The sequence below is a fragment of the Caballeronia sp. TF1N1 genome (genome assembly GCF_022878925.1).
Classification (GTDB): domain Bacteria; phylum Pseudomonadota; class Gammaproteobacteria; order Burkholderiales; family Burkholderiaceae; genus Caballeronia.
In genome coordinates this window covers 600,547-626,288 of sequence record NZ_CP084629.1, presented here as the reverse complement: position 1 = coordinate 626,288, position 25,742 = coordinate 600,547, and the positions used below count along the sequence as shown (strand labels likewise).

Below are 25,742 nucleotides of genomic sequence, written 5' to 3'. Positions count from 1 at the left end.
CACTCTGATTTTCGAGTACAGGGCTTCCCGCCGTGCATTATGCGCCCGCATGGTCCGCGCATAAATCCGGTCATTATTAAATTAAGTTAACGTGCGCGCGGAAAATGGCAAGGCATTCACGAATTACAAATGAAGGCGCGGAGTTAACTAAGCTTAATGATTTTCTCATCGGGCGCAAAGGCTGGGAAGCATAGGATCGGTTATGTGATCGGACATCCATCGCAAACGGAACGACACCATGAACGCCATTGCCGAGTTGCCCTTACCCGGATCGCACAGCGGCATTATCGATCTGGGCGGCATACGGATCGACCTCGAAGCGCGTACCTTGCACCGTCAAGGAGAGATCATGTCCGTGGGCTCGCGCGCATTCGATATTCTCGTCGTGCTGGCTAAAGCGGAAGGGCGCCTCGTCACCAAGGACGAATTGATGAGCGCAGTCTGGCCGCGCACCGTCGTCGAAGAAAACAATATCCAGGTTCACTTATCCAGCCTGCGTAAAAACCTGGGCAGTGATCGCGACATTATCGTGACCGTGCCGGGCCGTGGGTACAGACTGACAAGGCGAACTGTCAGACCTTCGTGTCCGCATGCCGAGGCGCGTTTCGCTCGACCGGAACTCATCGGACGAGAAGACGCGCTTGCCCGTATTTCCACGATGCTCGCCGCGACGCAAGTGCTCACGCTCGTGGGCGCAGGCGGCATCGGCAAATCGGCGCTCGCGCTCGAAGCGGCGCGTCAATGGACAGCGGCGCGCGCAGAGCCGATCTTCTTCGCCGATCTCGCGCGACTCGACCACCCGCGCTCGGTGCAAGAAGCCATCGCGCGCGCATGCGGTTTGCCGGAACACGAGCCGCTCGACTTCTCGTCGCTGCCCGAGCGTGGACTCGTGTTCATCGACAATGCCGAGCATGTGATTGCGCATGCCGCGCAAATAGTCGATGCGCTCGCCGCCGCCAATGACGGCATCCGCGTTCTGGTTACGAGCCGCGAGCCATTGCGCATCATGTCCGAGACGCTCTATCGTGTCGATCCGCTCGACGTGCCGCGCGCCGGATCGACGGATGCGCAAGCGCTCGAACATGCTTCCGTGCGGCTCTTTCTCCGCCGTGGCCGCGCCGTGCAGCGCAATCTCGGCGACGACAGCGCGCAGATCGGCCGCATAGGGACGATATGCCGGCGGCTCGACGGCAATCCGCTTGCCATCGAACTGGCGACGGCGCGTCTTGCCGCGCTCGGCCTCGAAGATATTCATCGGCGGCTGAACGACCGTATGTCCATGCTCGCTGGCGGATACCGCACCGCGCTGCCGCGTCATCAGACGTTGCGTGCGAATTTCGACTGGAGCTACGGGCCGCTCGCCGCGCAGGAGAAGACCTTGCTGCGCAGGATGGCCGTTTTCGAAGACTCGTTTTCGTTCGAAGCCCTGTGCGCTGTCGCATGGGATGACGGACTCGCGCTCGCAACCGTGATCGACGCCGCGAGCGAACTCGCCGCGAAATCGCTGTTGATCGTCGAATATGACGGCCCCGTTGTGCGCTACCGGTTATCGGAATCGATGCGTGCGTATGCGCTGGAAAGGCTCGCGGCGGAGGACGACAGCACGGCAATCGCCGGGCGTCTCGCGCGTTATCTGGAACATTGCGTCGACTTTTCCGGTGCCGACGAAGCGAATGAGCCCGACACCCCGCGAGGTCTCGTTGTCGAGTAAGGTTAGACGTTAAGCGAAGCGTGAGAAGATCACGCGGCACCAGGTCAATCCCGCCACGAAAGCCGAGGAACGCATGGACCGCCTGACCGGCATCGAAGTATTCGTCGCGACCGTCGATGGCGGCAGTTTCGCCGCTGCCGCGCGACGTTTCGGGTTATCGCCCGCGATGGCCGGCAAGTACGTGAGCGCAATCGAAGCCGAACTGAACGCGCGGCTTCTGCATCGCACGACGCGCAAGCTGAGTCTGACCGAGGTCGGCCAACACTATTACGAGCGATGCAAACGCATCCTCGAAGCCTACGAAGAGGCCAATCGCGAGGCGAGCGACGCACAGGACAAGCCGCGTGGCGTGTTGCGAATCGCGGCGCCCGTCACGTTCGGAGCGATGCATCTCGGCGATGTCCTCGCTGCATATCTTGAGCAGCATCCGCATGTCACGATAGAAGTGTCGTTGAACGACCGCTATGTCGATCTGCTCGAAGCCGGCGTGGACGTGGCGATACGTATCGGTCGCCTCAACGACTCCGGCCTCGTCGCGCGCAGGCTCGCGCCGTGTCGAATGGTCATCTGCGCATCGCCCGGCTATGTCGAACGACACGGCACGCCGCGCAACCCCGACGACTTGCGGCAAGCGCCGCGACTCGCGTTCAGCGAAGCGGTGTCGGTGGGAGACTGGACGCTCGCCGATACGAAAGGCCGCGCACATGTCATCGACGGGCCATGCCGCATGGCCGCGAACAACACGCAGATGCTGCTGGCTGCGGCGCTTGCGGGCGCGGGTATCGCGTATGGGCCGACCTTCGTGTTCGGCGAACACATCGCGCGGGGGAATCTCGTCGCGCTGCTGCCGGACTATCGGACGCCGGAGTTGGCGATTCAGGCGGTTTATCCGAGCGCACGACATATGCCGCTGAAAGTGCGGCTTCTGCTCGATAGTCTGGTCGCCGCGTTCGGCGACGAGCCGCCTTGGGACCGCACGTCACGCTGATTCCGTTCAACGCGCTTGCAGTTCGTCGATGAACTTTTCGAGAAGCGCAGCCACGGCTGCTGGCGCTTCAAGTGGCGATAAGTGCCCGACGCCGGGCAAGACATGAAGGCGCGCATCCGCTATGCGAGGCAACAGTTCCTTCCGCAAGGTCTCGACGCGGTCCACCTGGTCGAGTTCGCCTGAGATCACCGTGACGGGAACACTGATCGACCCGACATCATTCGTGATGTCTTCGAGCATGGCGGCGTTCGGCCACGCCGCCTTGGCTTGCGGCGCGCCACGCAAGCTGTCGGCAATCACTTGCTCGCGCAACTTGGGCGCAAGCGGACTTGCGGTGAGCACGTTATCCATGACCCATTCGACCGATTCGCGCGAGTCGTAGGCTGCGGCCATCGCGGCTCGCTGGGCATCGGGAAGCTGCATCGGTGAGGGCGGCGATGGCGCGATAAGCACGACGCCCTGCAATCCGCGAGGCCTGCGCGATGCGAGCAATTGCGCGACCTTGCCGCCCATCGAATGGCCGATCAGGATATAGCGCTGCAAGTGCAGTGCTTCGACGACGTCTGCTGCGTCGTTTGCAAGATCGGCTATTGCGTAGGCTTGCTCGGTCGCGCTGGATTCGCCCCATCCACGATGATCGAGCGCGATGGTGTGTCGAGCGTTCGACAATGCGCCGATAACGCCGTCCCATGTCCGTGACGATCCGCCCCAGTAGTGGAGAAACACGAGTGCCGGCTCGCTGCTTCCTTGTTCCTTGACGTGAATCCTCGCGCCGCGTGTTTCGATGTTCATGGCGATGCTCCTCGGGTTTAGTGACGAAAGAGCATCTTAGGTGCGATCGTATGGATTGATAATTCGCTCAACATGATCGTCACTCGATCACGCTGGGATTGAATTCGCTGCCGTAGCAAGGCGTCGGACAGCGCGAACCGTGGAAGTAAGGGAAGAAGCAGAGCACCCCGGATGCCGCTCGACACCATGCATCTCACTTAGAATCGCCATCGGGTCTTGTCGACTTGGAGCGTTTTCATGATCAAGAGAGTGCTGACAACCGGTGCAATGCTCGCGAGCATTGTCGTGACGACGCCTGCTCACGCCGATGCAAACGCCGACAAGGCCGCGATCGCGCAAAGGCTGCAAGCATGGTCAAAGGCTTTCAACGCGCGCGATGCCAAAGGCGTCTGCGATATTTTCGCGCCCGACCTGGTCTCGACCGTCCCGGAAGCGCTCGATGGCAATCGCGACACGATCTGCAAGAAGCTCGCGATGCTGTTCGCGAAGCCCGGACTAAGCTTGCAATACGACATCCCAGACATTCGCGAGATCATCGTTTCCGGCGATATCGCCATCGTGCGATTGTTCTGGACGCTCACCGCCCGCATGGGTGACAAAGAGAGCGTGACCGAAGAAACAGGCATGGACATTTTCCAGCGGCAACCGGACGGCCAATGGTCCATCGCCCGCTTCATGTCGTTCAGCGCGACGCCTAACACCGTACTCGAATAAGCGAGAGCAGAACCAAGGGAATATTCCGCGCGCCCGGTTCGTTTAGATGGAGGATGCCGTGTCTTGCGGCCGCCTCGTAGCTATTCGACCTGGAGTGACCCATGAAACTCGTTCGTGCGTTTTCGCTATTGCTTGCCGTGCTCGCCCTATCCCTCGCTGGCTGCCAGACCGACGGCGCCGGTGCAAGCTCGTCGGGCACGTCATCGAGCAGCGGCAGCAGCGGCGGCTATTGACGCGCGCGGTGGCGACGCCGCCTCCGCGCGACTTTGAAAGCGCGCTGACTGCGTTCATCGACATAGTTGGCCGCGCCGCCGTGCTTTCGTCGAATGAGGCGCAGCCTGCTTATCTCGATCCTTTCGCTCCCGGCGATGCCCGCATGTGGCAAGCGTCAGCGGTCGTCATGCCATCGAGCGTGGAGCAGATCCGCGCGGTCCTGCAAGTGGCCAACCGATTCAAAGTGCCGCTGTGGAGCGTATCGACGGGACGCAACTTCGCTTACGGCGGCGCGGCGCCAAGGCTTGCGGGCAGCGTCGTGCTCGATCTGCAACGCATGAACCGCATACTCGAGATCGACGAAAAACTGGCTTATGCGCTCGTCGAACCCGGCGTGAGTTACTACGACCTGTATCGTGAATTGAAGGCGCGTGGTACGCGTTTATGGCTCGATCCGCCGGCGGCGGGCTGGGGCAGCGTCATCGGCAATACGCTCGAGCGCGGTTACGGCACGACGCCGTATGGCGACCACGCCGCGATGCAATGCGGCATGGAAGTGGTGCTTGCAAACGGCGATGTCGTGCGCACCGGGATGGGCGCCATGAACGCGAGCCGCGACTGGCAAGTGTTCAAGCCCGGCTTCGGTCCTTCTTATGACGCCATGTTCGCGCAGTCGAATCTGGGCATCGTGACCAAGCTCGGCGTGTGGCTCATGCCCGAGCCCGAGGGCTACATGATCGCGCGCTATGCCTTCAAACGCGATACCGACCTCGAACGGATCGTCGAAACGCTGCGGCCATTGAAGCTGGACGACACGATACAGAGCAGCGCTGTCATCGAAAGCGCGGTGCGCTGGGCGGCGGGCGTATCGACACGCAAGCGGTGGTACGACGGCCCCGGTGCGATGCCCGAAGCGACCATCGACGCAATGGCGCGCGACATCGACATCGGCCGCTGGAACCTGCGCTTCTGTCTTTATGGACCGCGCGAACTGGTCAACGTGCGGCGCGACATCATCCATCGGCGCTTTGCATCGATTGCCGATGCACGCCTCTTCGACATGCCCTATCGCGACGCATCCGATGAACCGACAGGCGGCGGCGATCGCAGTCAGGTCGGCATTCCCGGACTCGATGCGTTCAACATGCTGAACTGGCGTGGCGGTTCGGGCGCGCATGTCGACTTCTCGCCGATATGCCCGCCAACCGGCGCCGATGCAACCAAGCAATACATGATGGTGCGTGACCGCGCCGCACAGTTCGGCTTCGATTACTACGGCGGCTTCACGGCGGAACGGCGGCACATGCATCACATCTTCGCGGCCATTTTCGACCGCGACGACAGCGCTCGAACAAACGCTGCGGGCACGCTGGTGCGCACGCTGATCGAGGATGCGGGCCAGGCCGGCTATGGCCAATATCGCACGCATCTCGCGTATATGGACCTTGCGGCTTCGCAATACGACTTCAACGATCACGCGTTGATGCGGCTCACGAACACGCTGAAAACCGCGCTCGATCCGAATGGCATTCTGTCGCCCGGCAAGCAGGGTATCTGGCCTGCCGCTTGGTCGAAGGATGCTCGATGAGACCCGCCCGCCGCGAATTCTTGACTGGCGTATCCCTGGCGGCGGCGTATGCGTGGGCCATCGAAAGCATCGGCGATACGAAGGCGGCATGCATGCGTCTCCTCGTCGTATGCGATGAACGTTGCTCGGATAGCCGCGCGTTTGCGCATCGCGCGAGCTTGAACGGTGCGCGCGTCGTTGCATGGCGAAACGATGCCGGCTTGCTATGGCACGAACGCTTGCTTCCGGATGCATCGCTCGGCGTGCCCCTTGCCGGTCTGACGACATACGCGGATGCCTTCGTTCTCTCGCGTCTCGCATGGACGTGCGGCCTGCGCATGACGAAGCTTGCATGCAATGCCGAGGCGCTCGTCGCATGGCGCATGGAGCGACTGAAGCAATCCTCTGTTGATTGAAACACCGTCTATCTGCCGATCGATCGACGCAAACGCTTTCGGTTGTCGACCTGCAACACCGTTCGACGCGCTTGAAAAAACGTATATGCGAATCGTTCGCATTTCACTAGAATCGCAGCACGCATGCATCCGTCCTTTCGCGACGACCGCATCGCATCTTCTCAGCACCACACGTGGCAACGCATAGCACCTCTAACAGCGGTTCTCCTTCGGATTTTCTTCGCTATGTCAGCAACTGCTCTGTCGCGCCCGCGCGTTCGCAAAGTTTATGCGGCGGTTCTTCGACTTTTTGTCTGCGCCGTGTTGCCCGCCTCTTTAAGTGTCACCGCACGAGCGCAAACGGAGCCGCAGGCATCGCCGGCCAATGCAGACACCGCGCTGCCCGCCGTAAACGTGCGCGGCGTCGCCGAAACGCTTCCCGGCGATTTCGAACCCGCATACGCGGGCGGACAGGTTGCGCGCGGCGCCCAGTTCGGCGTGCTGGGCAGTCAGAAGCTCATAGATGTTCCGTTCAGCATGACGAGTTATACGGCGAAAGCGATCGAGGATTCGCAAGCGCGCACCATCGGCGATCTGCTGGCGCACGATCCCGCCGTTCGTCCCGCCTACGGCTTCGGCAACTTCTCTGAAGTATTCGTGATTCGCGGCTTCCAGCTCAACGGCGACGACATCTCGCTCAACGGCCTGTACGGCATCACGCCGCGTCAGCTCGTCTCGCCTGATGTATTGGAACGCGTCGACGTATTCAAAGGCGCCAACGCGTTCCTGAACGGCGCCTCGCCGACTGGCTCGGCAATCGGCGGCGGCATCAATCTCGAACTCAAGCGCGCCGACGATAAACCGCTCACGCGCGTCACCGTCGATGGCAGCGCGTCCGGTCAGATCGGCACGCACGTCGACGTAGGCCGGCGCTTCGGCAGCGAAGGACAGTTCGGCGTTCGCGTGAATGGCTCGATAGACGGCGGCGAAACCAGCATCGACGACGAGTTCCGCCATAACCAGACCACCGCCGTTTCGCTCGACTGGCGCGGCGACAAGCTGCGGCTGTATGGCGATTTCCTTTATCAGCGCAAGAACATCGACCAGGGCCGCTCGACGGTTTCCGTCACGGGCGACGTGGTGCCCGAGCCGCTGTCCGCCACGCACAACTTCGCGCAGCCGTGGACGCATAGCACGCTGGAAGACACGGTAGGCATCGCGCGCGCGGAATACGACTTCTTGCCTGGATGGACCGCATACGCCAGTGGCGGCATCCGGCGCACACACGAGGACGGCACGTATTCGTCACCGACCTTCAACGCGCTCACGGGCACCACGAGCACGCGCGGCGACGTATTGCGCACCACCGACGCGCTGTCCGGCGAAGCCGGCGTGCGCGGCCGCTTCGTGACGGGTCCGGTCTCGCATCTCGTCTCGGCGGGTTTTGCCATCACGAGCGTCGAAGACCGCGAGGCATTCGCCTTCAGCGGGCCCTTCCCGACGACGCTCTATGGCGGCGGCGTCGTGCCGGAACCGGCGGCGACGAGCTTCGTCGCGGGCAGTTTCTCCGATCCGGGTCTCGCGGACCGCATCCTCACGCGCAGTTTCGCAGTATCCGATACGCTCGGCTTTCTCAACGACCGCGTGCTCTTCACCATCGGCGCGCGTCATCAGCAACTGCATCAGAACAACTATACGGTCGGCACGGACGCGATCTCGAACACCTATGATCAGTCGATCAACACGCCGATCTTCGGTCTCGTCGTGAAGCCGACCAACACGATCTCCCTCTTCGCGAATCGCGCCGAGTCGCTCGCGGCAGGACAGACGGCGCCGTTCGGTGCCGCCAATGTCGGGCAGACGCTCTCGCCGAACCGCACGAAGCAATACGAAGTGGGCACGAAGTACGACACGAATCGGTTTGGCGCGGAGCTCGCGCTGTTCCAGATCGAGCAGCCCACGGCGTACACGGACAGCACGAGCAACATCTTCGCCACGAACGGAACGCAACGGCATCGCGGAATCGAAATGTCGGTGTATGGCGAACCGCTCAAGGGCGTGCGCGTGCTCGCGGGCGCGACGTTGCTGAACGCGAAGCAACTCGATACGAACGGCGGCGCAACCGATGGTTATCGGCCCATTGGTGTGCCGAGTTATCTCTTCAATTTGGGCGGCGAATACGATCTGCCTTGGGTGCCCGGCCTGACGTTCAACGCGGCGTGGATCCACACGAGCAATCAGTATCTGGACGCGGCCAACCATTTATCGATACCCGCGTGGGACCGCTTCGATCTCGGCGCGCGCTATACGACGACCGTGTTCAAGCACGTAACGACGCTGCGCGCCACGGTTGAAAACGTGACGAACAAATCGTACTGGTCGTCGACGACGGGCGCCTATCTGACAATGGGAAAACCGCGTACGTTGCTGATGTCGGTGACTGCGGACTTTTGATGCCGCGCGCGCGATCTTCATTACGCCGATGATCGCGCGCCGGTTCAGTTAGAGGAAGTCGCGCCTGCGCCCGGCTTCACCGTACCATCGGCCTGTGGAACTTCCACGGGTTTGACTTCGACGGGCGCGGTGCCGTTTTCCTTCAAGCCGAGCTTATCGGCGGTTTTCGGCGATACATCCACGATCCGGTCTTTCACGTAAGGACCGCGATCCCTGATCTCGACTACGTCGCTATTGCCGTTCTCCAGATTCGTCACGCGCGCTTTCGTACCGAGCGGAAGCGTCTTGCTTGCCGCCGAATTGGATTGCGGATTCATCGGCGTACCGTCGGCCATTTTCTTCTTGTAGAAGTTTCGGCCGTAATACGAAGCCTTGCCCTTGCGTTCCTTGCCGGAGCGGTCGAGATTCACGGGTTCCGCGGCTGCCGCTTTTGCTGTCGCATTCACGTTTTCCTGGCTATGACGCGCATGCTTCTGCGCGCGCTCGTGCGCGTGTGTGTGCGTATGCGTTTTTTCTTGCGCCGCCGGGAATGCGGCATTGAGCCAGCACGTCAGCGTGACGAAGACAAGCGCTCGAATCTTCGATCTTCGCGCTCGTTCCTTCAGATGTATCGTGCTGAGGGTGTCATTCCCCATCGTACGAAGTCGCATTCGTCTCTTCTCCTTGGGCTTTGTGCAGCCATTGACGCCTCGTATGTTTGATTTTGATTATTCGTACGACGAGCATGCGATGCTCTACGTGCTTTCCATCCATTCGCTACGCGTGCCGTGGATGCACGAATCGCTCCCGAACGACAAGTTGACGCTTGATGGGACCACGCTCTAACGTAAGATCTTTGGTGCGCGATCCGCGCGACCTTGATAACGACGACGGAGTCCACGCAATGAGCCATGATCTCGACAACAAAATCGCCCTCGTCACGGGAACATCGGGAATAGGTGCGTCTGTCGTCTTGCGAATGGCTGCGGGAGGCGCGCACGTCGCGGCGTTAGGCATCGATGAAACGTTGAACGCCGCCTTGCGTCGACGCGCCGAGGATGCGGGGCTGAAAGTGACCGTGCTCAAGGCGGATGTGTCGGACCCGGCGCAAGTCGAAGCGGCGATGCGCGAGACGGTCGAACTATTTGGCGGGCTCGATATCATCGTCAATTCGGCGGCCATTCATCCTTATGGCGATCTCGTCGAGACATCGCACGAGACGTTTGCACGCTGCATGAACGTGAACGTAGGCTCGATTCATCTGACCGCACACTTCGGCGTGCCCGAATTGCGCAAGCGCGGCGGTGGCGCAATCGTCAATATATCGAGCGTCCAGGGCTTTAGTTGTCAGGCAGGCGTCGCGGCCTACGTGGCATCTAAAGGCGCGATCCATGCAATGACGCGAGCGATGGCAATCGACTTCGCACCCGACAAGATTCGCGTCACGTCGGTGAGCCCCGCATCGGTACGCACGCCGATTCTCGAACTCGCCGCGCGAGCCTTCGACGGACCGGACGCGAACGTCGAGGAAGCCTTCGCGCGATTCGGCGCAGCGCATCCGCTCGGGCGGATCGGCGAACCCGAAGAAGTGGCCGAACTGGTCGCGTTCCTCGTGTCGGATCGCGCGCTTTTCATCAGCGGCTCGGATCACAAGATCGATGGCGCGTTGCTCGCGGGGCTTGGAGTTCGGTAGATGAATGGCACGTTCGCGGCTTTATGGAATCGCTGTATCAAGCGGTGGAGGTGTATAGCGGATCACGTTGCGATGAAGTTTTCGCGGAGCTTCCTCACCGCCTGACAGAGAGGTCGGCAATACGCCGGCTTCCGATGGTCGATCATCATGGCAACCGTCTACCAACTCGACGACAAGTCGCCCGGACGCGCTTTCAGGGCTCCATCGAAAGTACAGGCGTTGCGTCCAGCGCGCTGGCCCATGCAAGCAACTCGTTCGCTGGCAATGCTTGCGAGAAGAGAAAGCCTTGCAGTTCATCGCAACCGATGCCGCGCAGCGTATCCGCCTGATGTTCGCTCTCCACGCCTTCCGCAACCACACGCAAGCCGAGTTCGTGCCCGAGATCGATGATCGCCTTCACGATAGCGAGATCGGCTGGCGCATCGAGCATGTCGTGCACGAACGCTCGATCTATCTTGAGACGGTCCAGCGGAAAGCGATTGAGGTAACTGAGGCTCGAATAACCGGTGCCAAAGTCATCAAGCGAGAGCTTCACGCCGAGCGCACGAATCGCGCGGATAGCCGCGACGTAGCTCTCGGCGTTATCCATGAGCACCGTTTCGGTGATCTCGAGTTCGAGGAACTGCGGCAACACGCGATACTTCGTGAGACTGCGCGCGAGCACGCCCACGAGTTCGGGATCGCGCAATTGAATCGCCGATACGTTCACGGAAGCGCTTATTTCCAGACCATCGCGCTCACGCCACGTTGCAATCTGACGACATGCTTCGTCGATGACCCACGCGCCCATCGGAATGATGAGCCGCGTCTCTTCGGCCACGGGAATGAACTGCGAAGGCATGACGGAGCCAAGCGTCGGACTATCCCAACGTAACAAGCCTTCGACGCTCGTCAGCATGCCGGTGCGCGCATCGAGACAAGGCTGCCACGCAATGCGCAATTCGTTGCGTTCTATCGCGGTACGCAGACATGCTTCGAGCGAGAGCCGATAACGCACGTGCTCTGCCATGTCGGCCGAGAAGAACTTCACGAGATTGCGCCCCGCCGCTTTGGCCTGATACATCGCGGAGTCGGCGTTTTGCATGAGCGTGTCGATGTCCGCGCCATCTTCCGGATAAAGCGCGACGCCCACGCTGCACGATACCTGCAACGTCACGCCGCTCACTTCATGCGGCTCACGCAAGAGCGCGAAGAAACGCTCTTCGACGGTACGCAGCACATCGGCTGCATTGGTCACGCCGTTGAGAATGACGGTGAACTCGTCGCCGCCAAGACGGCTGACCGTATCGTTGCTGCGCACAGCCTTGAGGAGACGCCGCGACACCGAACGCAGCAGACCATCGCCGATATGATGACCCAGCGAATCGTTGATATTCTTGAAGCGGTCGAGATCGATGAACAGCACCGCTACGCGTTGCCGCGTGCGTTGCGCTTGCGCGATCGCCACTTCGAGACGCGTGCCGAACAACGCGCGATTCGGCAGTTCCGTGAGCACATCATGCTCCGCCAGAAACTGGATACGCGCCTCGCTCTTCTTGCGGTCCGTGATGTCGATCAACGTGCAGATATAGTGCGACACGCTGCTATGCTTGTCGCGCACGGTGCTGACCATGAGCCACGCTGGATAATCGCCGCCTTGCCTGCGTCGCACCTGCGCTTCGCCGTTCCACGTACCGCTGCGTTCGATTCGATTCGCAAGCCGCGCGATGATGCCGCGCTCATCGCTTGCGTCGTGTGCCGCGATAAACGCGGGCGGCTTGCCGACCACGTCATCGCTGCGATATCCGGTTGCACGATAGAACGAGGGATTCGCGGTGACGAGCCGCGCGTCGGCATCGAGAATGACGATCGCCTCCGACGATGCCTCGAACACCCTGCCCCAAAGCTCAAGACGTTGCTCCATCAGCTTGATCTGGTTGATCGGCGTAAAGGCCGTGAGAATGGCGTCGCGGCCCTGGAAATTGAGGCGGCGCGCGGAGAGCATCGCCCACGTGGGTTGCGCCGTGGCTTTCCAGTGAACCTCGAATTCGTCGATAGCCTCGCGGTCGGACAGTTGCTGGAAAAAGCGTGCACGCGTCGATGAATCGAGACCGAAGGCCCACGGGTCTGTTGCGCAACCGTTGAGCCAGAAGAGGCCGGGCGTATTCGCGTGCAGCACTTCGTGGCCGGGAACGGCGGTGACGACCATCGGCACGGGCGTGGCTTCGACGAGTGCGTATTGCGCGGCGGATGCGCGCGTCGTGGCCGCGAGTTCCTTCTGCACGTCGCGTTCGTGGTCGAGTTGCGCAAGCATCTCGTTGAAGCCACGCACCAGTTGACCGATTTCGTCCTGACTATGCCAGCTTGCACGTTGCGAATGATCGCCCGTTCGCCGCACGATATCCATCACGCGCGCGAGCTTGCGCAAGGGCGACGAGATCTGCTGCGCGACGCAATACACCATCGCCAGAATGCCGCATAAGAGAAAGAGCGCGGTGCCCAGATGCAGCCACATGCGTGAGAACAGCATATGTACACGCACATGCAGCAGCTCGTCGAGTTGCGTGCCTGTCACGCGCCAGCTCGTGCTTGCGCTTGCGACGAGCGCTTGCTGCGCGGTATCGACGATGGATACGACAGCGGGATCGGGCGCGGCGTTGCCATCCACGACGATGCGCGCTGCGTGACGAAACGCTTCGACCGAGGTACGCATGCGTGCAAACGAAGGCGTGAGCGCTGCATCGAGTTCGTGATTCGCGGCGCCTGCTTCAGCGAAGTCGGAGCGCAGACCTTGCATGACGCCATCGAGTTGTCCTTCGAGCACGAGATAGCGCGTGCGTACTTCCTCGCGCGAGCGTACCGGATCGAGCCCTTCGTGCAGATGTTTGCCGATGCCATCGACTGCATCGATCAGCGCCGGATAGCGCAGAATCGATTGCGACATCGCGTAGTAGCTGTCGAGGTCGGGATCGAGAATCAGGTTCGATTGATTGCCGATGCGTGTGATGAGTTCGCGGCAGGCGTCGAGCGCGGCGCTGGTCGTCGCGGGCTTGGGCGGCGTTTCGTGAGAGAGCGCGTCGAGCGCTTCGCGCAAGGTCCCGTTGAGCTCGGCGCTCTTCATGTGCTCGCCGTATTGCGCTTCCGCGTTCGCGAGATCGTCGATGGACTTGCGCCATGCACCCGATGGCAGACGTTGCCCCGCGCCCGCGAATGCGACTTCGACGAGCGCGTCTTTCACCACATGCACATAGGCGTTGCCGACGATCTCCTTGTTCGAGAAATCGATGGCGAGATACTTTTCGTGGATCAGGATGCCGCTGATGTAGATCACCGCGCTCAGGTCGAGCAGATAGATGAGCAGCAGCTTGTGCCCGACCCGCAGGCGCGCGAGCAGCCGGAAGAAAGGATTGCGCTTCATGGAGCGCTTCGCTTCGCGCGACTCAGCGGGATCAAGTGAACCTCGTGCAATGGTTGGCGCGCCGGCACTCGATGTGAGCCGGACCGATATCACGCGCTAACGGCCGGAGGTTATTGAACTTTAGTTATTGATCGAAGTTCACTGTTCGGGTGCTGGAGTGGGCGATTGAGGTGCTTAAAATGCGCTAAAGATGCGCGGAAATTTGCGTTTCGAGGTGCTTAGTGTCGGTTCACGATCCTCAATCCAACTCGTGTACGCCATCCCATCGGCCGCCTCGGCCACACTCGACGACGCCCTCCTCCATCGCAAGGCTTCCGACGTTTCTTTCTGCTCTTCGTCGCGCCCCTTCTACTCCCGCGAAGACAACATCGACGAATAACGAACGACCTCACCCCGCAATCGACGCCTCCACCGCCGCGAGATACGCCGACAAAGCGCGCCTCACTTCACGCAGATAACGGCCGGCAAGCTGCACATCGCCCATGGCGGGACGCAGCTTGATGGCAAGCGCGCCCGTCGCGAGCGCATGCAGCATGTCCACATACAACGCGCGCTCGGACGCTTTCACGCCAGGAATGCGCGCGTCGAGGACCTTGCGCAACGTGCCCGCCTTGCGCTTGTTTTTGTGATCGTCGTCGTGCGGCATGATCGACATGAGAATCAGGCAGTCGGGATGCTGCTCAAGGTAAGTGATATACGGCGTCATGAAGCGGTCGATCACCGCTTCCGCAGAAATACCGCGCCAGTAGTCCGTATCGAGTCCGACTAGCTCGGCTTCGATCTCGTCGGTCGCCGCCATATGGCGGTCCCACAGCGCGTTCAAGAGACTGTCGCGGTCCGGAAAGAAGTGATACATCGAGCCGATCGGCGTGCGTGCCTGCCGCGCGACGCCGTGCATGGTCACGCCCGTCAGCCCCTTTTCGACGATCAGTTCAGCCGCCGCATCGAGCACCGTCTCGATGCGCGCGCGGCCACGCGCCTGCAATGGCGCACGCGCGCTGCTGCCGCGATCGCTCGCTGTCGTGGCTTCTTCCCGTGGCGACGATGGCTTCTTCATTGTCAATCCTCTCCATGATGAAACTGGACGCGTCCGTCTAGTTTGCGTCATACTAGACGATATCGTCTAGTATCAGCGGCCCCGATTGCGTGCCTTACACGCGTAATTATCTCGCGGTCGCGTTAAACGTTGGAGAGAAACATGGCAGCAGAAGCGCCCGCCGATAGCGGCAAGATCAACGACACCACCACGCGCAAGCCTTCGCGCAAGGGCGTGCTTATCGTCGTCGGTATCGTCGCGGTGGTGGTCGGCATCGCATGGGGCGTGCGCTGGTGGACGGTCGGCCGCTTCATCGAAACCACGGACGACGCCTATCTCAAGGCCGACAGCGTGACCGTCGCGCCGAAGGTGAGCGGCTACGTCACCGAAGTGCTCGTCGCGGACAATCAGACTGTCGCCGCCGGCGCGCCGGTCGCGCGGTTGGACACGCGGCAGTATCAGGCGCAACTCGATCAGGCCAAGGCTACGCTCGACGCCCGCGCCGCCGACATCCTCCGTGCCGAGGCCGAAGTCAAACAGCAGCAGGCCAACGCAGAACAGGCGAAGGCGCAAGCGGAGGTATCGCGCGTGAGTTTGCGGCAAGCCGAAGCCGACGTGCGCCGCTACGAGCCACTTGCCGCGAGCGGCGCGGAAACCGCCGAACGTCTTGCCAATCTCGTCAGCACGCGCGATCAGGCGCGCGCCACGCTCGCCGCGAATCTTGCGGCGGCGCGTTCGGCCAGCACGCAGATCGGCGCGACCGAAGCGCAAATCGTGCAGGCGAAGGCACAGATGGAAGCCGCGCAGGCGCAACTGGATCAGTCCAGCCTCGATGTGCACGACACCACGCTTTATAGCCCGCTCGCGGGACGCGTAGGCGACCGCAGCGTGCGCGTCGGTCAGTATGTGCAGCCGGGCACGCGGCTCATGACCATCGTCCCGGTCGAAGCGCTCTATCTCGAAGCGAACTTCAAGGAAACTCAAGTGGGCCGCATGCGCGTAGGCCAGCCGGCCACGCTGCATGTCGACGCCATCAAGGGCGCCGATCTGCATGGCGTGGTCGAGAGTTTCTCGCCGGGCACTGGCGCGCAGTTCGCGCTCTTGCCGCCGGAAAATGCCACCGGCAACTTCACGAAGATCGTGCAGCGCGTGCCGGTGCGTATTCGCGTGGATACGGGTCCGCAAACGCGCAAGGTGCTGTTGCCGGGTCTGTCCGTCACCGTCGATGTCGACACGCGCTCCGCCACCGACGACAGCCGCCATATCGCCGAAGAGAACAGTCATGACTGAGGCCCGTGCCGCGCGCGCGAGCGCCGGCGACTGGATCGCCGTCACGGCAGGCGCGCTCGGCGCGCTGATGGCCACGCTCGACATCTCCATCACCAACTCGGCGTTGCCGCAAATTCAGGGCGAAATCGGCGCGACGGGCACCGAAGGCACGTGGATCTCGACGGGCTATCTGATGTCCGAAATCGTGATGATTCCGCTCGCCGCGTGGCTCACGCGAGTCTTCGGCCTGCGCAACTTCCTCCTGAGCAACGCAACGCTCTTCACCTTGTTCTCGGTGATGTGCGGCTTCTCGCACTCGTTGCCCATGATGATCGCCGGCCGCATCGGCCAAGGCTTCACCGGCGGCGCGATGATCCCCACGGCGCAGACCATCATTCGCACGCGGCTGCCGCGCGAGCAGATGCCCGTGGGCATGACCATCTTCGGGCTGATCGTGCTGCTCGGGCCGCTGCTCGGTCCCGTGCTCGGCGGCTGGCTCGCGGAGAACATTTCATGGTCGTGGTGCTTCTTTCTCAACATCCCCGTGGGCGTCGCGCTGATAGCGTTGCTGATCACCGGTCTGCCGCAGGAAAAGCCGCAGTGGGACGCCTTTTTCAAGGCGGACTGGCTCGGCATCGCGGGACTCGCCATCGGGCTGAGTTCGCTTACCGTCGTGCTCGAAGAAGGTCAGCGCAATCAGTGGTTCGAGTCGACTGAGATCGTCTTGCTCACGTGCGTCACCGCATTCGGCTTTTTGCTGATCGCGCTGTCGCAAGTCTTCGCGAAGCGGCCTATCGTGCGGCTGTCTCTGTTGCGCAATCCGCGCTATGCAAGCGTGATTCTCATTGTCTTCGCGGTCGGCGCGGGGCTTTACTGCGTGTCGTTTCTGCTGCCGCAGTTCCTGAGCATCGTCGCGGGATACAACGCGTTGCAGTCCGGCTCGATCATGCTGGTGTCAGGCGTGCCGGCGTTTCTCATCATGCCCGTGTTGCCGCGTCTGCTCGGCAAGTTCGATTTCCGCGTGCTCGTCATCACCGGCTTGCTGTTCTTCGCGGCGAGCTGTCTGCTCGACATATCGCTGACGGCGCAAAGCGTCGGACACGACTTCTACGCCTCGCAAATTTTGCGCGGCTTCGGCCAGATGCTCGCAATGATGCCGCTCAATCAAGCCTCCATGGCCGCGGTCTCGCGCGAGGAATCCGGCGATGCCGCGGGCCTCTACAACATGGCGCGCAACCTCGGCGGATCGGTCGGGCTCGCGATCATCGGGACGGTCATCGACCGGCGCAACGACTTTCACGGCGAGGCCATCCGCGAGACGCTCACGGCCAATTCGGTGCTCGGCCAGGACCGGCTCGCGGCCAACGCGGCGGGATTTTTCGCGCAAGGCGGCGACATGGCGCACGCCAAGATGCAGGCGCTCGGGCAATTGTCCGTGCAGATCGGCCAGCAAGCCATCGTCATGACCTACTCCGAAACCTTCTTCATCCTCGCGATCGCGTTGCTGGCCTGCGTACCGCTCGCCCTTCTGCTCAAAACGCCGCGTCATCAGGCTGGCGAAACGCCATCCGCCGGCCACTAATGTCATGACTGATTCAACGATGTCTCTCAACTCCTTCCGTCGCCGGCGCGCCGTGCCGTTCTTGCTTGCGCTCATTTGCTCCGCGTGCACGGTGGGCCCGGATTACCGTGGCGCGCCGGATATCGCGGCGGAATCGCTCAAAAGCGGGACGTTCGTGCGTACGCCGCAGCAGGGCGTCGACGTCTCGCATGCACCCGCCAAGTGGTGGCTCGCGCTGAACGACCCGAAACTGAACGATCTTGTCGATGCAGCGCTTTCCAGCAATCCCGATGTGAAAATCGCGCAGGCGAAACTGCGGCAAGCGCGCTCGCAATTGCGCGGGCAAGAGGCCAACGGCATGCCGAAGGCGTCGGCATCGGCGGCGGCGTTGCGTATGCGCTCGCCCGATCTCGGCAGCTTCGCGGCATCCAATGCGGGAGATTCGGATCAGGGCACGGCGACATCCAGCGGGCGTGGTCCGCTCGACTTCTACACCGCCGGCTTCGATGCCTCGTGGGAACTCGATCTCTTCGGCGGCACGCGTCGCGCGGTCGAAGCGGCATCCGACGAAGCCGACGCCGTCAAAGCGGATCTCGCCGACACGCAGGTGTCGCTCGCGGCGGAAGTCGCGTCCACCTACGTCGGCTTGCGCGACCAGCAACGACGTCTCGCGCTCGGCCGCAGCACCGCCGAATATCAGCAGCAAATGCTCACGCTCACCGAGCAGCGCCGCGCGCGCGGCACGGCGGCCGACGTGGATGTCGAGCGCCTCACGACGCAAGTGGATACCACGCGCGCGACGCTCGTGCCGTTGCAGGTGCAGATCACCGATTCGCTGGATCAACTCGCCGTGCTCACGGGCCGCGCGCCCGGCGCGCTGGACGCGCAACTCGGTGAGGCCGCGCCCTTGCCCGACCTGCCAGCTTCGGTGGCTATTGGCGAGCCATCGGCGATGCTGCAACAGCGTCCGGACATCCGCGCGGCGGAACGGCGCCTCGCATCGAGCAATGCGCAAATCGGCGAGCATGTCGCGGACTATTTTCCGAAGGTGACGTTGCTCGGCGATATCGGCTTCACGGCGTCGGACCCGGGACATTTACTGCGCAAGCAGAATTTCTCGTGGCTCGGCGTGCCGTATCTGCAATGGAACGTGCTGGACTTCGGCCGCACGGCGGCGAGCGTGGATACCGCGAAGGCCTCGCGCGAAGAAGCCGAGGCGCGTTATGAAAAGACCGTGCTGGCCGCGCTCAAGGACGCCAATTCGGCGCTCGCGCGCTACGGCTATCAGCGCGAGCATCTAGTGCGGCTCGAAGAGGTCAATGCGTCGTCGGAGCGCGCCGCCATCCTCGTGCGTCAGCGCTACAAGGCCGGCGTGTCGACCTTGATCGATCTGCTCGATGCGCAGCGCACGCAGTTCGCCGCGCAGCAGGACGTGGTTGCGGCGCAGGGCGAATTGCTCAAAGACTTCGTGTCGCTACAAAAGAGTCTTGGCCTCGGCTGGCAACAGGGAGATGACGCGAACCAGCTTGCGGCGGCGCATTGAGCCGTTTAGAAGCCGGCGTCTCGTGCGCGAACCGGAATGCGCGCGGTGAATCTCGTGCCGATCTCAGCGCTCGATTCCACTCCGAGCGTTCCGTCGTGCGCCGAGACGATCTGCTTGCAGATATAAAGCCCGAGTCCGAGCCCGCCGCCCGGCGCGCTCGTCGCGGGACGCCAATAAGGCTCGAACACTTTTGAGAGCGTCTCCGGCGCGATAGGCTCGCCGCCATTGGTCACCGACAGCGTGAGGTGATCGCGCTCTACCGCAATCTCCACCGTGACGGGCGTATCGGCGCCGCCGTGAGTCATCGCGTTGCCGAGCAGGTTGGAAAGCAACTGCTGAATGCGGACGAGATCGCAACTGACCGCGGAATCAACCTGTATGGCGCGATTCACCGCGCGCGACGGGTTCGCCACGCAAAGCTCGTCGACGACCGCGCGCAGGTAAGGCGCAATGTCATCCACCGCGACGATGCTAACCGACATGCCCGAGCCGAGACGGCCGCGCGCGAGATCGAGCACGTCGTCGATCAGCCGCGCCATGCGCGCCGCCGTCGCCTTGAGCCGATTGCCGATACCGACGAGATCCGGCTCGCTCTTGCGCCGGCTCAACAATTCGCCATTCGCGCTCACGGCGCTCAACGGATTGCGCAAATCGTGACCCAATACCGCGATGAACTGCTCCCGAAGATGCGCCGTCTCGCGCTCGTCGAACAGTTGCGCTTCAGTGGACCATTGCCGCTTTTCGCTGGCGAGCTGCATGCCGATGAGATTTGCGAACACCTCGAACATGCGCACGACGCGCGGCTCGGATACCTTCGCCGGACGCGGATCGACTGCGCAGAGGTTGCCGAAATACTCGCCGTCCGGCAAAACGATAGGCACGGAAATATAGCTTTCGAGACCGTAAATGGCGGGCGTGTGATGATCGCGATACGTGGTGTCGCTGCTGAACCGATCGACGATGATCGGCGCACGCGAGGCCCGCGATTCCGAGCAGAGCGTGGTGCGCAGTTCGAGTTGTCCGCCCGGCACCAGTCCGAAATTGATGTTGTCCTGAACGGCGCAGGCTGTCCAGGTCGAGTCGGTGACGCGCGCGACGGCCGCGAAACCCATTCCGGTTTCGTCGCAGATCATCTTGAGTATCGACGGCACCGCGCCGATTCCAGCCACGGCGCCCATGTCGCGCGCCAATGCCTCTCGCGAATCCGCCGGTAAAAGTGGTCTATTCACGGCTTCCCTCCTCATCCGCGACATTGTGACAGAGCACGCTCATGCGGTACCAAAGTTTTACGGATAACCGTGCGGCAAATAGCCGATCGATCTGCGCTGCCATGCACCGCAAAGGTTTGCGCATCGCGCGTTAAACGTTATTCAGCGGGTTTGAACGTGCAAGCCGTGAATAAATACGCTGTGTGCTGGATAACAGGTGATTCCCGCTTATTTAAAGGATGCGAGGGACGTGGTGCGCGGCTGGCGTGCGAGTTGCATGATAATGAATCTTCATGCATAGAACTAAAACGATCTGGGGCCGACGAAATGCCGGCTGCGATTATCGACCTCGCAAAGCGCACGGCGAATCCACTCACGGATTTGCAACATTGGACGCGCGGAATCAAATGTGTTTTTCTCGGGAACCGGCTGCGTAGCATTGCAGCGCGAGCGCGCAAGGCGCTCTTTGGTTCGGCTCGGATCGCTCGGTCTTGTTCGAGCAATCGCGCCTTTTGACTCTCACTCTCACTGGCATAGCTGCTTCCTCCACATGGCCGGCCGGTCACGCGCGTGGCGCCAAGGACATAGGCCATGATGCACAACTTCCTCTCCAATAATCGCTCAGAGCTGGTGGAGCGGTGTCGAGCCAAGGTCGCGAGCCGCCCGACGCGCGCAGCCTCCGATGCGCAGCTCAAAAACGGCGTGCCGATGTTTCTCGACCAATTGATCAAGACGCTGCGCATCGAGCAAGGCAGCGATCCGCTCGCGAGTCGCGCGGTATCGGGTGCGGCCGGCGGCATCATGACGGAATCGGAGATGGGCGCAACGGCGGGGCAGCATGGTCACGCGCTGCATTTGCTCGGTTATACGATCGCTCAGGTCGTGCACGATTACGGCGATCTTTGTCAGGCCATCACCGATCTGGCGCACGAGCGCGACGTGCCCTTCCAGATCGACGAATATCGAACGTTGAATCGCTGTCTTGACAACGCGATTGCGAAGGCCGTTACCGAATTCAGTTATCAACGCGCGCAGAGCGCAAGCCAAGAAGAACAGCGGGTGTCTCAGGAACGGGCGGGCGAACTAGCGCACGAACTGAGAAACGCGCTGTCCATCGCGACAATGGCCTTCGAAGCCGCAAAAACCGGAAATCTGAGCCTAACGGGCGCCACCGGAACGGTACTTCAGCGCGGCCTGGCTTCGCTGCGCACGCTAATCGACGGCTCCATTGCGGACGTCAAGGAATTGGCGGACGGCGGGACGTCGGCGGCGACGTTTTCGTTGGCCGACTTCATTACCGAGGTAGCGCACGCGGCTGAACTGGCAGCGCAAGTGCGAGGCGTGAAATTCACGGTGTCTCCCGTGGACAGCACGCTTGCCGTCAGCGCCGACCGCGATGCGCTTTATTCGGCACTCGGCAATCTGCTGCAAAACGCGTTCAAGTTCACGCGCCCGCAAAGCGACGTGTCGCTCAACGCTTATGCCGTGGCCGACCGCATCCTAGTGGACGTAAAAGACCATTGCGGCGGACTTCCGCCCGACTCCACGCTCACCATGTTCGAACCTTTCACGCAGCAGTCCGCCGACAAGAGCGGCTTGGGCCTGGGCTTGTCGATATCCAAAAAGATCGTCGAGACATATGGCGGCGTGCTGAGCGTGGCGAACCTACCGGGCGTCGGGTGCATCTTCACCATCAACCTGGCGCGCCATTCGGTTTGACGACGGCGCTCGAATCAGCGGGCGCTTTTTAGCGAACTGGCGTGAAGCGCCAGCGTTTCGAGTAGCGCGCTCAACCTGAGCGGCTTCGTGAAGTGGTAATTGAAACCGGCGCGTATCGACGCCGCGCGTTCCGCCATCGAAGACAACGCGGTCACGGCGATCAGAAGCGTCAGTTTGTGCTCGTCGGCCTGGCGCAACTGACGCGCAACCTCGCGCCCGTCCATGAGCGGCATTTCGACATCGATCAGGGCAATCTCGGGGCGCCAGCGGCGAATCTCGGCCAGCGCGGCGCAACCGTTTTGGGCCGTATGGACATCGTAGCCTTCGAGCGTTAGTGCTGAAGCGCAGGCCGCACGAATGGCGGCATCGTCGTCCGCAACAAGGAGACGGGGCAGGTGCTTGCGCATGATGGTGCTCGCTTTTTTAATGGCTAATACGTCTATTCGAGCATTGAGCATTCCCGACCATGCAGACTATTCGTGCGGCGCGCCTCTAATAGCCCTGCTCGGGCTCGCAAACCACATGAAAATTGACGAGCGTGGTCTGCCCGAACGTGTTGCTGAGCGCGACATCGGCGGCATCGCGGCCGTACGCCATCAGCACGCGGCCAACGCGCGGCGCGTTATTGCGCGGGTCGAAGACCTGCCACGTGCCGCCGACATAGGCCTCGAACCACGCCGCGAAATCCATCGGCGCATAAGGCGGCGGCAGGCCGACATCGCTGATATAGCCGGTGCAGTAACGTGCCGGAATATTCAGCGCGCGGCACAGCGTCACCGCGAGATGCGCAAAGTCGCGGCACACGCCCACGCGCTCCTGGTAAGCCTCCCAGGCCGTCTTGGTCGGGCGCGCATGGTGATAGCCGAACGTGATGTGATGATGCGCGAAGTCGCAGATTGCCTGCACGCGGGCCGCGCCCGGCGCGGAATTGCCGAAGAGTTGCCAGGCGGCTTCCGATAGCAGATCGGTTTCGCAGTACCGGCTGCCGAGGAGAAAGACGAGGCACTCGTCGGGCAGTTCTTCCACCGCGTGTTGCCGGCCATCGATGGGACGCTTTTCGAACTCGCCCGATACATTGAGCAATGCGGAAGTCGACAGTTCGAAACGCCCCGGCGGCGCCACGATCCGGCTGCATAAATTACCGAAACCATCGCGATACTGAGTAATCGGCACTGGCGGATTGGTGGCAAGCACGTCCGCCACGATCACATCGTTGGCATGCGAGTAATGCGTGTTGAGCATCAGCATCATGGGTGTCGGCTGCGGACACTCATAGGCAAGATCGTAGCCAACGCGGAGTCTCATCGGACGTCCTTTGCTGTGATGATTCGTGTGGGGCGTCTCGACGGACGCCGCAAGCGAGGCGCTTGCAGCCACACTATACTGCGCCGCCCTGAAGTCATTAAAGCCGGAAAATTAATGTGGAGCGTGCGGTATCGCGCGGTTCAAAAGCGCGCGCCCGGCACGCATCGCACACATCGCACGCTACGCGCCACGCAGCAGGATAGCTTCGAGATCGTCCTCCTCTTCTTCCGCCGTATGCAGCCGCAGAGTGGCTTCGATGTGCGCGAGATGCTCGACCATGAGCTTTTGCGCCAGCTTGACGTTGCCGGCTTCGAGCGCATCGATCAGGCGCGCGTGCTCGTCGTGCGGACACGCCTCCGAGGTCGGCGCGTTGTAGAGCAGGATGGTCAGACACGTGAGCATCTGCAGGCCGCGCATGGTGCGCTCGATGAAGCGGTTGCCGCCAAGCTGCGCCAGCAACACATGGAACTCCCCCGAGAGCCGCACAGCGGTGCGCCGGTCATTGCGCTTGCGTGCATCTTCCTCGCGCGCGACATGCGCCCTCAATGACGCAATGTCCTTCTTCGTCGCGGACCGGCAAACCTTCTCGATTACGGGCAGTTCTATCTGCCGCCGCGCCTCGAAAAGTTCGCGCGCTTCTTCCACCGTCGGGCTCGCGATAAACGCGCCCCGGTTCGGCACGATAGTCACCACCAGTTCATGCGAAAGCTGTTGCAGCACCGCGCGCACCACCGTGCGGCTCACGCCGAAGATGGCGGCGAGCCGGTCTTCCGCGAGCTTCGTCCCCGGATGCAGGCGATGTTCGGCGATGGCGTTCATCAACCGTTCGTAGATGGGGTTGCGTTGAACGCCGTCGAATGACCCTTTGACGTCGAGTTCATTCGATGCGCTTCGTTTCTTGTCTGTGGGCATGAGGTCTTCCTGAGTCCTGCGGTATTCCTGGCGCGATTATCCGCTTAGATTGCATACGATTCAAATCGGGATTGTATGTATCAGCACTGTGAAGCGCCGAACAAGCCAAGCAAAAAGCAGCATTGTTGGTGCCGAAAAGCATCGCGAAGGTGCAGCGTTACACGTCGATGGTGCGAAATGGTCCTAGTAAAGCGCAGCAAGTCTCGTATACAAACTCAGCTGATTTTGTAGTCAATAATCCGCATCGCTAGTAAACAAAGGCCGTCGCGGATAACGTCAACTTACGTATGCAAAAGTGGCACGGTCTTCGCTAAAGCTCTCGGGCGATGCCTCTAAGCGCTGCACGACGTCTCACGGAACGAACCCGACCACTGGGAACACGATGCGAAAGTTGTTGCTGGCGCACGGAGGTGCGCTTTCCAATCTGCCGCTCTTCGTCGCCATCGACACGGGCTTACTCGAAGCGCGCGGACTTCATGCCGAAGCACCAGAGCTGGCCGAATTCAAATCGACGGCCGCGCTGTTGCGTACCGGTGCGGCGCAACTGGGCACCACGGGCTTTACGCAAGCGTTAGTCGATCACGCGTTGCCCGATCCGCTGCGCATCGTCGGCGGCAGCGGCAAGCTCGGCATGGCGCTGGTCGGGCAAGGCGGTTTGACCGTCGAGGCACTGCGCGGCCAGCGCGTGGGCACCTTCGCCGACGACCCCATGGAGGCCCTGCTCTACGACGCCTTGCGCATTTACGGCGTCGGCATGAGCGAGGTCGAATGTGTGCACTTCGGCTCGCTGACCGCCGCCGCCGGCGATCTGCTCGCCGGCCGCATTGCCGCGTTGACGCTGGTGGAACCGTATATCTCGCGCTTCGTGGCGCAAGGCTTCGATGTGCTCTGCGACGGCATAGAAGCATGGGGCGGCGACTATCCCGACACACTGCTCGTCGCGCGTGAAAGTTTTCTCGTGGCACAGCCGGACATCGTGCGCGAAGTGCTCGCCGGCATGCTCGAAGCGCAAGCGCTCATCGAGCGCGATCCGCACGCCGCGTTGCGCGCGAGTGCGCATCGATGGCCCGAGTTTTCGCATGACGAGTTGCTCGCGGGCATGGCGCGTCAGCCATCCGACGTCGACATTCGGCCGTTACGCGCCAGCGTGCTCGCGCGGGCATCGGCACTCGAAGCGCTTGGACGCATGCGTATCACGCCGCGCCTAAGCGACATCTTCGCCCTCGATCTGCTCGACGGCTTGCTCAAGTCCGGACCGATTTTCCAATGAAACGCCTTTGTTCAAT

At 61.8% G+C, this 25,742-nt stretch carries 22 protein-coding genes; 14 read left to right on the top strand and 8 right to left on the bottom strand.

Translation table 11 applies throughout. From position 1 onward, the window contains the following. Window positions 1-238 precede the first annotated feature (238 nt). Window positions 239-1,711: a winged helix-turn-helix domain-containing protein gene (locus LDZ28_RS28995; RefSeq protein WP_244831201.1), complete on the top strand. Its 1,473-nt coding sequence runs from the start codon at window positions 239-241 to the stop codon at window positions 1,709-1,711. A gap of 73 nt (window positions 1,712-1,784) precedes the next feature. Continuing rightward, window positions 1,785-2,699: a LysR family transcriptional regulator gene (locus LDZ28_RS28990; protein ID WP_244831200.1), complete on the top strand. Its 915-nt coding sequence runs from the start codon at window positions 1,785-1,787 to the stop codon at window positions 2,697-2,699. 6 nt (window positions 2,700-2,705) lie between these two features. On the opposite strand, the gene LDZ28_RS28985 is transcribed toward LDZ28_RS28990, so the two are convergent. After that, the gene (locus tag LDZ28_RS28985; RefSeq protein ID WP_244831199.1) at window positions 2,706-3,491 is read right to left on the bottom strand and encodes an alpha/beta fold hydrolase; all 786 of its coding nucleotides are present in this window, start codon (window positions 3,489-3,491) and stop codon (window positions 2,706-2,708) included. Between the two features lie 237 nt (window positions 3,492-3,728). Here LDZ28_RS28985 and LDZ28_RS28980 point away from each other — a divergent pair, with 237 nt between their 5' ends. From LDZ28_RS28980 to LDZ28_RS28965, 5 genes are all read left to right on the top strand, one after another. Beyond that, the gene (locus LDZ28_RS28980) at window positions 3,729-4,205 is read left to right on the top strand and encodes an SgcJ/EcaC family oxidoreductase (protein WP_244831198.1); all 477 of its coding nucleotides are present in this window, start codon (window positions 3,729-3,731) and stop codon (window positions 4,203-4,205) included. A 101-nt stretch (window positions 4,206-4,306) separates the two neighbouring features. Next, window positions 4,307-4,438 carry a hypothetical protein gene (locus LDZ28_RS32760; RefSeq protein WP_255784980.1) on the top strand — a complete coding sequence of 44 codons (132 nt, stop codon included), beginning with the start codon at window positions 4,307-4,309 and terminating at the stop codon, window positions 4,436-4,438. A gap of 8 nt (window positions 4,439-4,446) precedes the next feature. Beyond that, a complete protein-coding gene (locus LDZ28_RS28975; protein WP_244831197.1) occupies window positions 4,447-6,006 on the top strand; it encodes an FAD-binding oxidoreductase in 1,560 nt (519 codons plus the stop codon). Further along, window positions 6,003-6,401, top strand: a complete 399-nt coding sequence (locus LDZ28_RS28970) for a hypothetical protein (protein ID WP_244831196.1) — start codon at window positions 6,003-6,005, stop codon at window positions 6,399-6,401. The genes LDZ28_RS28975 and LDZ28_RS28970 overlap by 4 nt, the downstream gene beginning before the upstream one ends. 225 nt (window positions 6,402-6,626) lie before the next feature. Then, window positions 6,627-8,834 (top strand): TonB-dependent siderophore receptor, encoded by a 2,208-nt coding sequence (locus LDZ28_RS28965; RefSeq protein WP_244831195.1) that lies wholly within the window; start codon window positions 6,627-6,629, stop codon window positions 8,832-8,834. A 44-nt stretch (window positions 8,835-8,878) separates the two neighbouring features. On the opposite strand, the gene LDZ28_RS28960 is transcribed toward LDZ28_RS28965, so the two are convergent. Next, window positions 8,879-9,484 carry a septal ring lytic transglycosylase RlpA family protein gene (locus LDZ28_RS28960; RefSeq protein ID WP_244831194.1) on the bottom strand — a complete coding sequence of 202 codons (606 nt, stop codon included), beginning with the start codon at window positions 9,482-9,484 and terminating at the stop codon, window positions 8,879-8,881. A 43-nt stretch (window positions 9,485-9,527) separates the two neighbouring features. On the opposite strand from LDZ28_RS28960, the gene LDZ28_RS32755 reads away from it, so the two are divergent. After that, complete coding sequence (locus tag LDZ28_RS32755) at window positions 9,528-9,659, top strand: hypothetical protein (RefSeq protein WP_255784979.1); 132 nt, start codon at window positions 9,528-9,530, stop codon at window positions 9,657-9,659. A 58-nt stretch (window positions 9,660-9,717) separates the two neighbouring features. After that, a complete protein-coding gene (locus tag LDZ28_RS28955) occupies window positions 9,718-10,506 on the top strand; it encodes an SDR family NAD(P)-dependent oxidoreductase (RefSeq protein WP_244831193.1) in 789 nt (262 codons plus the stop codon). Between the two features lie 193 nt (window positions 10,507-10,699). Here LDZ28_RS28955 and LDZ28_RS28950 read toward each other — a convergent pair whose 3' ends face one another. Beyond that, on the bottom strand, window positions 10,700-13,903 hold the full coding sequence (locus LDZ28_RS28950; protein ID WP_244831192.1) for an EAL domain-containing protein: 3,204 nt from the start codon (window positions 13,901-13,903) through the stop codon (window positions 10,700-10,702). A gap of 388 nt (window positions 13,904-14,291) precedes the next feature. Continuing rightward, on the bottom strand, window positions 14,292-14,960 hold the full coding sequence (locus LDZ28_RS28945) for a TetR/AcrR family transcriptional regulator (protein ID WP_244831191.1): 669 nt from the start codon (window positions 14,958-14,960) through the stop codon (window positions 14,292-14,294). Between the two features lie 141 nt (window positions 14,961-15,101). Here LDZ28_RS28945 and LDZ28_RS28940 point away from each other — a divergent pair, with 141 nt between their 5' ends. Genes LDZ28_RS28940 through LDZ28_RS28930 form a run of 3 tightly spaced genes read left to right on the top strand, consistent with a single transcriptional unit; the run spans window position 15,102 to window position 19,312 of the window. Next, entirely contained in the window at window positions 15,102-16,229 is a 1,128-nt protein-coding gene (locus LDZ28_RS28940) for an HlyD family secretion protein (RefSeq protein ID WP_244831190.1), read from the top strand. Continuing rightward, window positions 16,222-17,790, top strand: coding sequence for an MDR family MFS transporter (locus LDZ28_RS28935; RefSeq protein ID WP_244831189.1), 1,569 nt, complete (start codon window positions 16,222-16,224; stop codon window positions 17,788-17,790). The genes LDZ28_RS28940 and LDZ28_RS28935 overlap by 8 nt, the downstream gene beginning before the upstream one ends. 19 nt (window positions 17,791-17,809) lie before the next feature. After that, window positions 17,810-19,312: an efflux transporter outer membrane subunit gene (locus tag LDZ28_RS28930; RefSeq protein WP_244831188.1), complete on the top strand. Its 1,503-nt coding sequence runs from the start codon at window positions 17,810-17,812 to the stop codon at window positions 19,310-19,312. A gap of 5 nt (window positions 19,313-19,317) precedes the next feature. Here LDZ28_RS28930 and LDZ28_RS28925 read toward each other — a convergent pair whose 3' ends face one another. After that, on the bottom strand, window positions 19,318-20,541 hold the full coding sequence (locus LDZ28_RS28925) for a GAF domain-containing sensor histidine kinase (protein WP_244831187.1): 1,224 nt from the start codon (window positions 20,539-20,541) through the stop codon (window positions 19,318-19,320). 570 nt (window positions 20,542-21,111) lie between these two features. On the opposite strand from LDZ28_RS28925, the gene LDZ28_RS28920 reads away from it, so the two are divergent. Continuing rightward, the gene (locus tag LDZ28_RS28920; protein ID WP_244831186.1) at window positions 21,112-22,239 is read left to right on the top strand and encodes a sensor histidine kinase KdpD; all 1,128 of its coding nucleotides are present in this window, start codon (window positions 21,112-21,114) and stop codon (window positions 22,237-22,239) included. 14 nt (window positions 22,240-22,253) lie between these two features. Here the strand turns inward: LDZ28_RS28920 and LDZ28_RS28915 are convergent, their stop codons facing one another. From LDZ28_RS28915 to LDZ28_RS28905, 3 genes are all read right to left on the bottom strand, one after another. After that, window positions 22,254-22,646, bottom strand: coding sequence for a response regulator (locus LDZ28_RS28915; RefSeq protein WP_244831185.1), 393 nt, complete (start codon window positions 22,644-22,646; stop codon window positions 22,254-22,256). An 85-nt stretch (window positions 22,647-22,731) separates the two neighbouring features. After that, window positions 22,732-23,544: a transglutaminase family protein gene (locus tag LDZ28_RS28910; protein WP_244831184.1), complete on the bottom strand. Its 813-nt coding sequence runs from the start codon at window positions 23,542-23,544 to the stop codon at window positions 22,732-22,734. Between the two features lie 180 nt (window positions 23,545-23,724). Further along, window positions 23,725-24,456, bottom strand: coding sequence for a GntR family transcriptional regulator (locus LDZ28_RS28905; protein ID WP_244831183.1), 732 nt, complete (start codon window positions 24,454-24,456; stop codon window positions 23,725-23,727). A 382-nt stretch (window positions 24,457-24,838) separates the two neighbouring features. On the opposite strand from LDZ28_RS28905, the gene LDZ28_RS28900 reads away from it, so the two are divergent. After that, window positions 24,839-25,726: an ABC transporter substrate-binding protein gene (locus LDZ28_RS28900; RefSeq protein WP_244831182.1), complete on the top strand. Its 888-nt coding sequence runs from the start codon at window positions 24,839-24,841 to the stop codon at window positions 25,724-25,726. The last annotated feature ends 16 nt before the right edge of the window (window positions 25,727-25,742 follow it).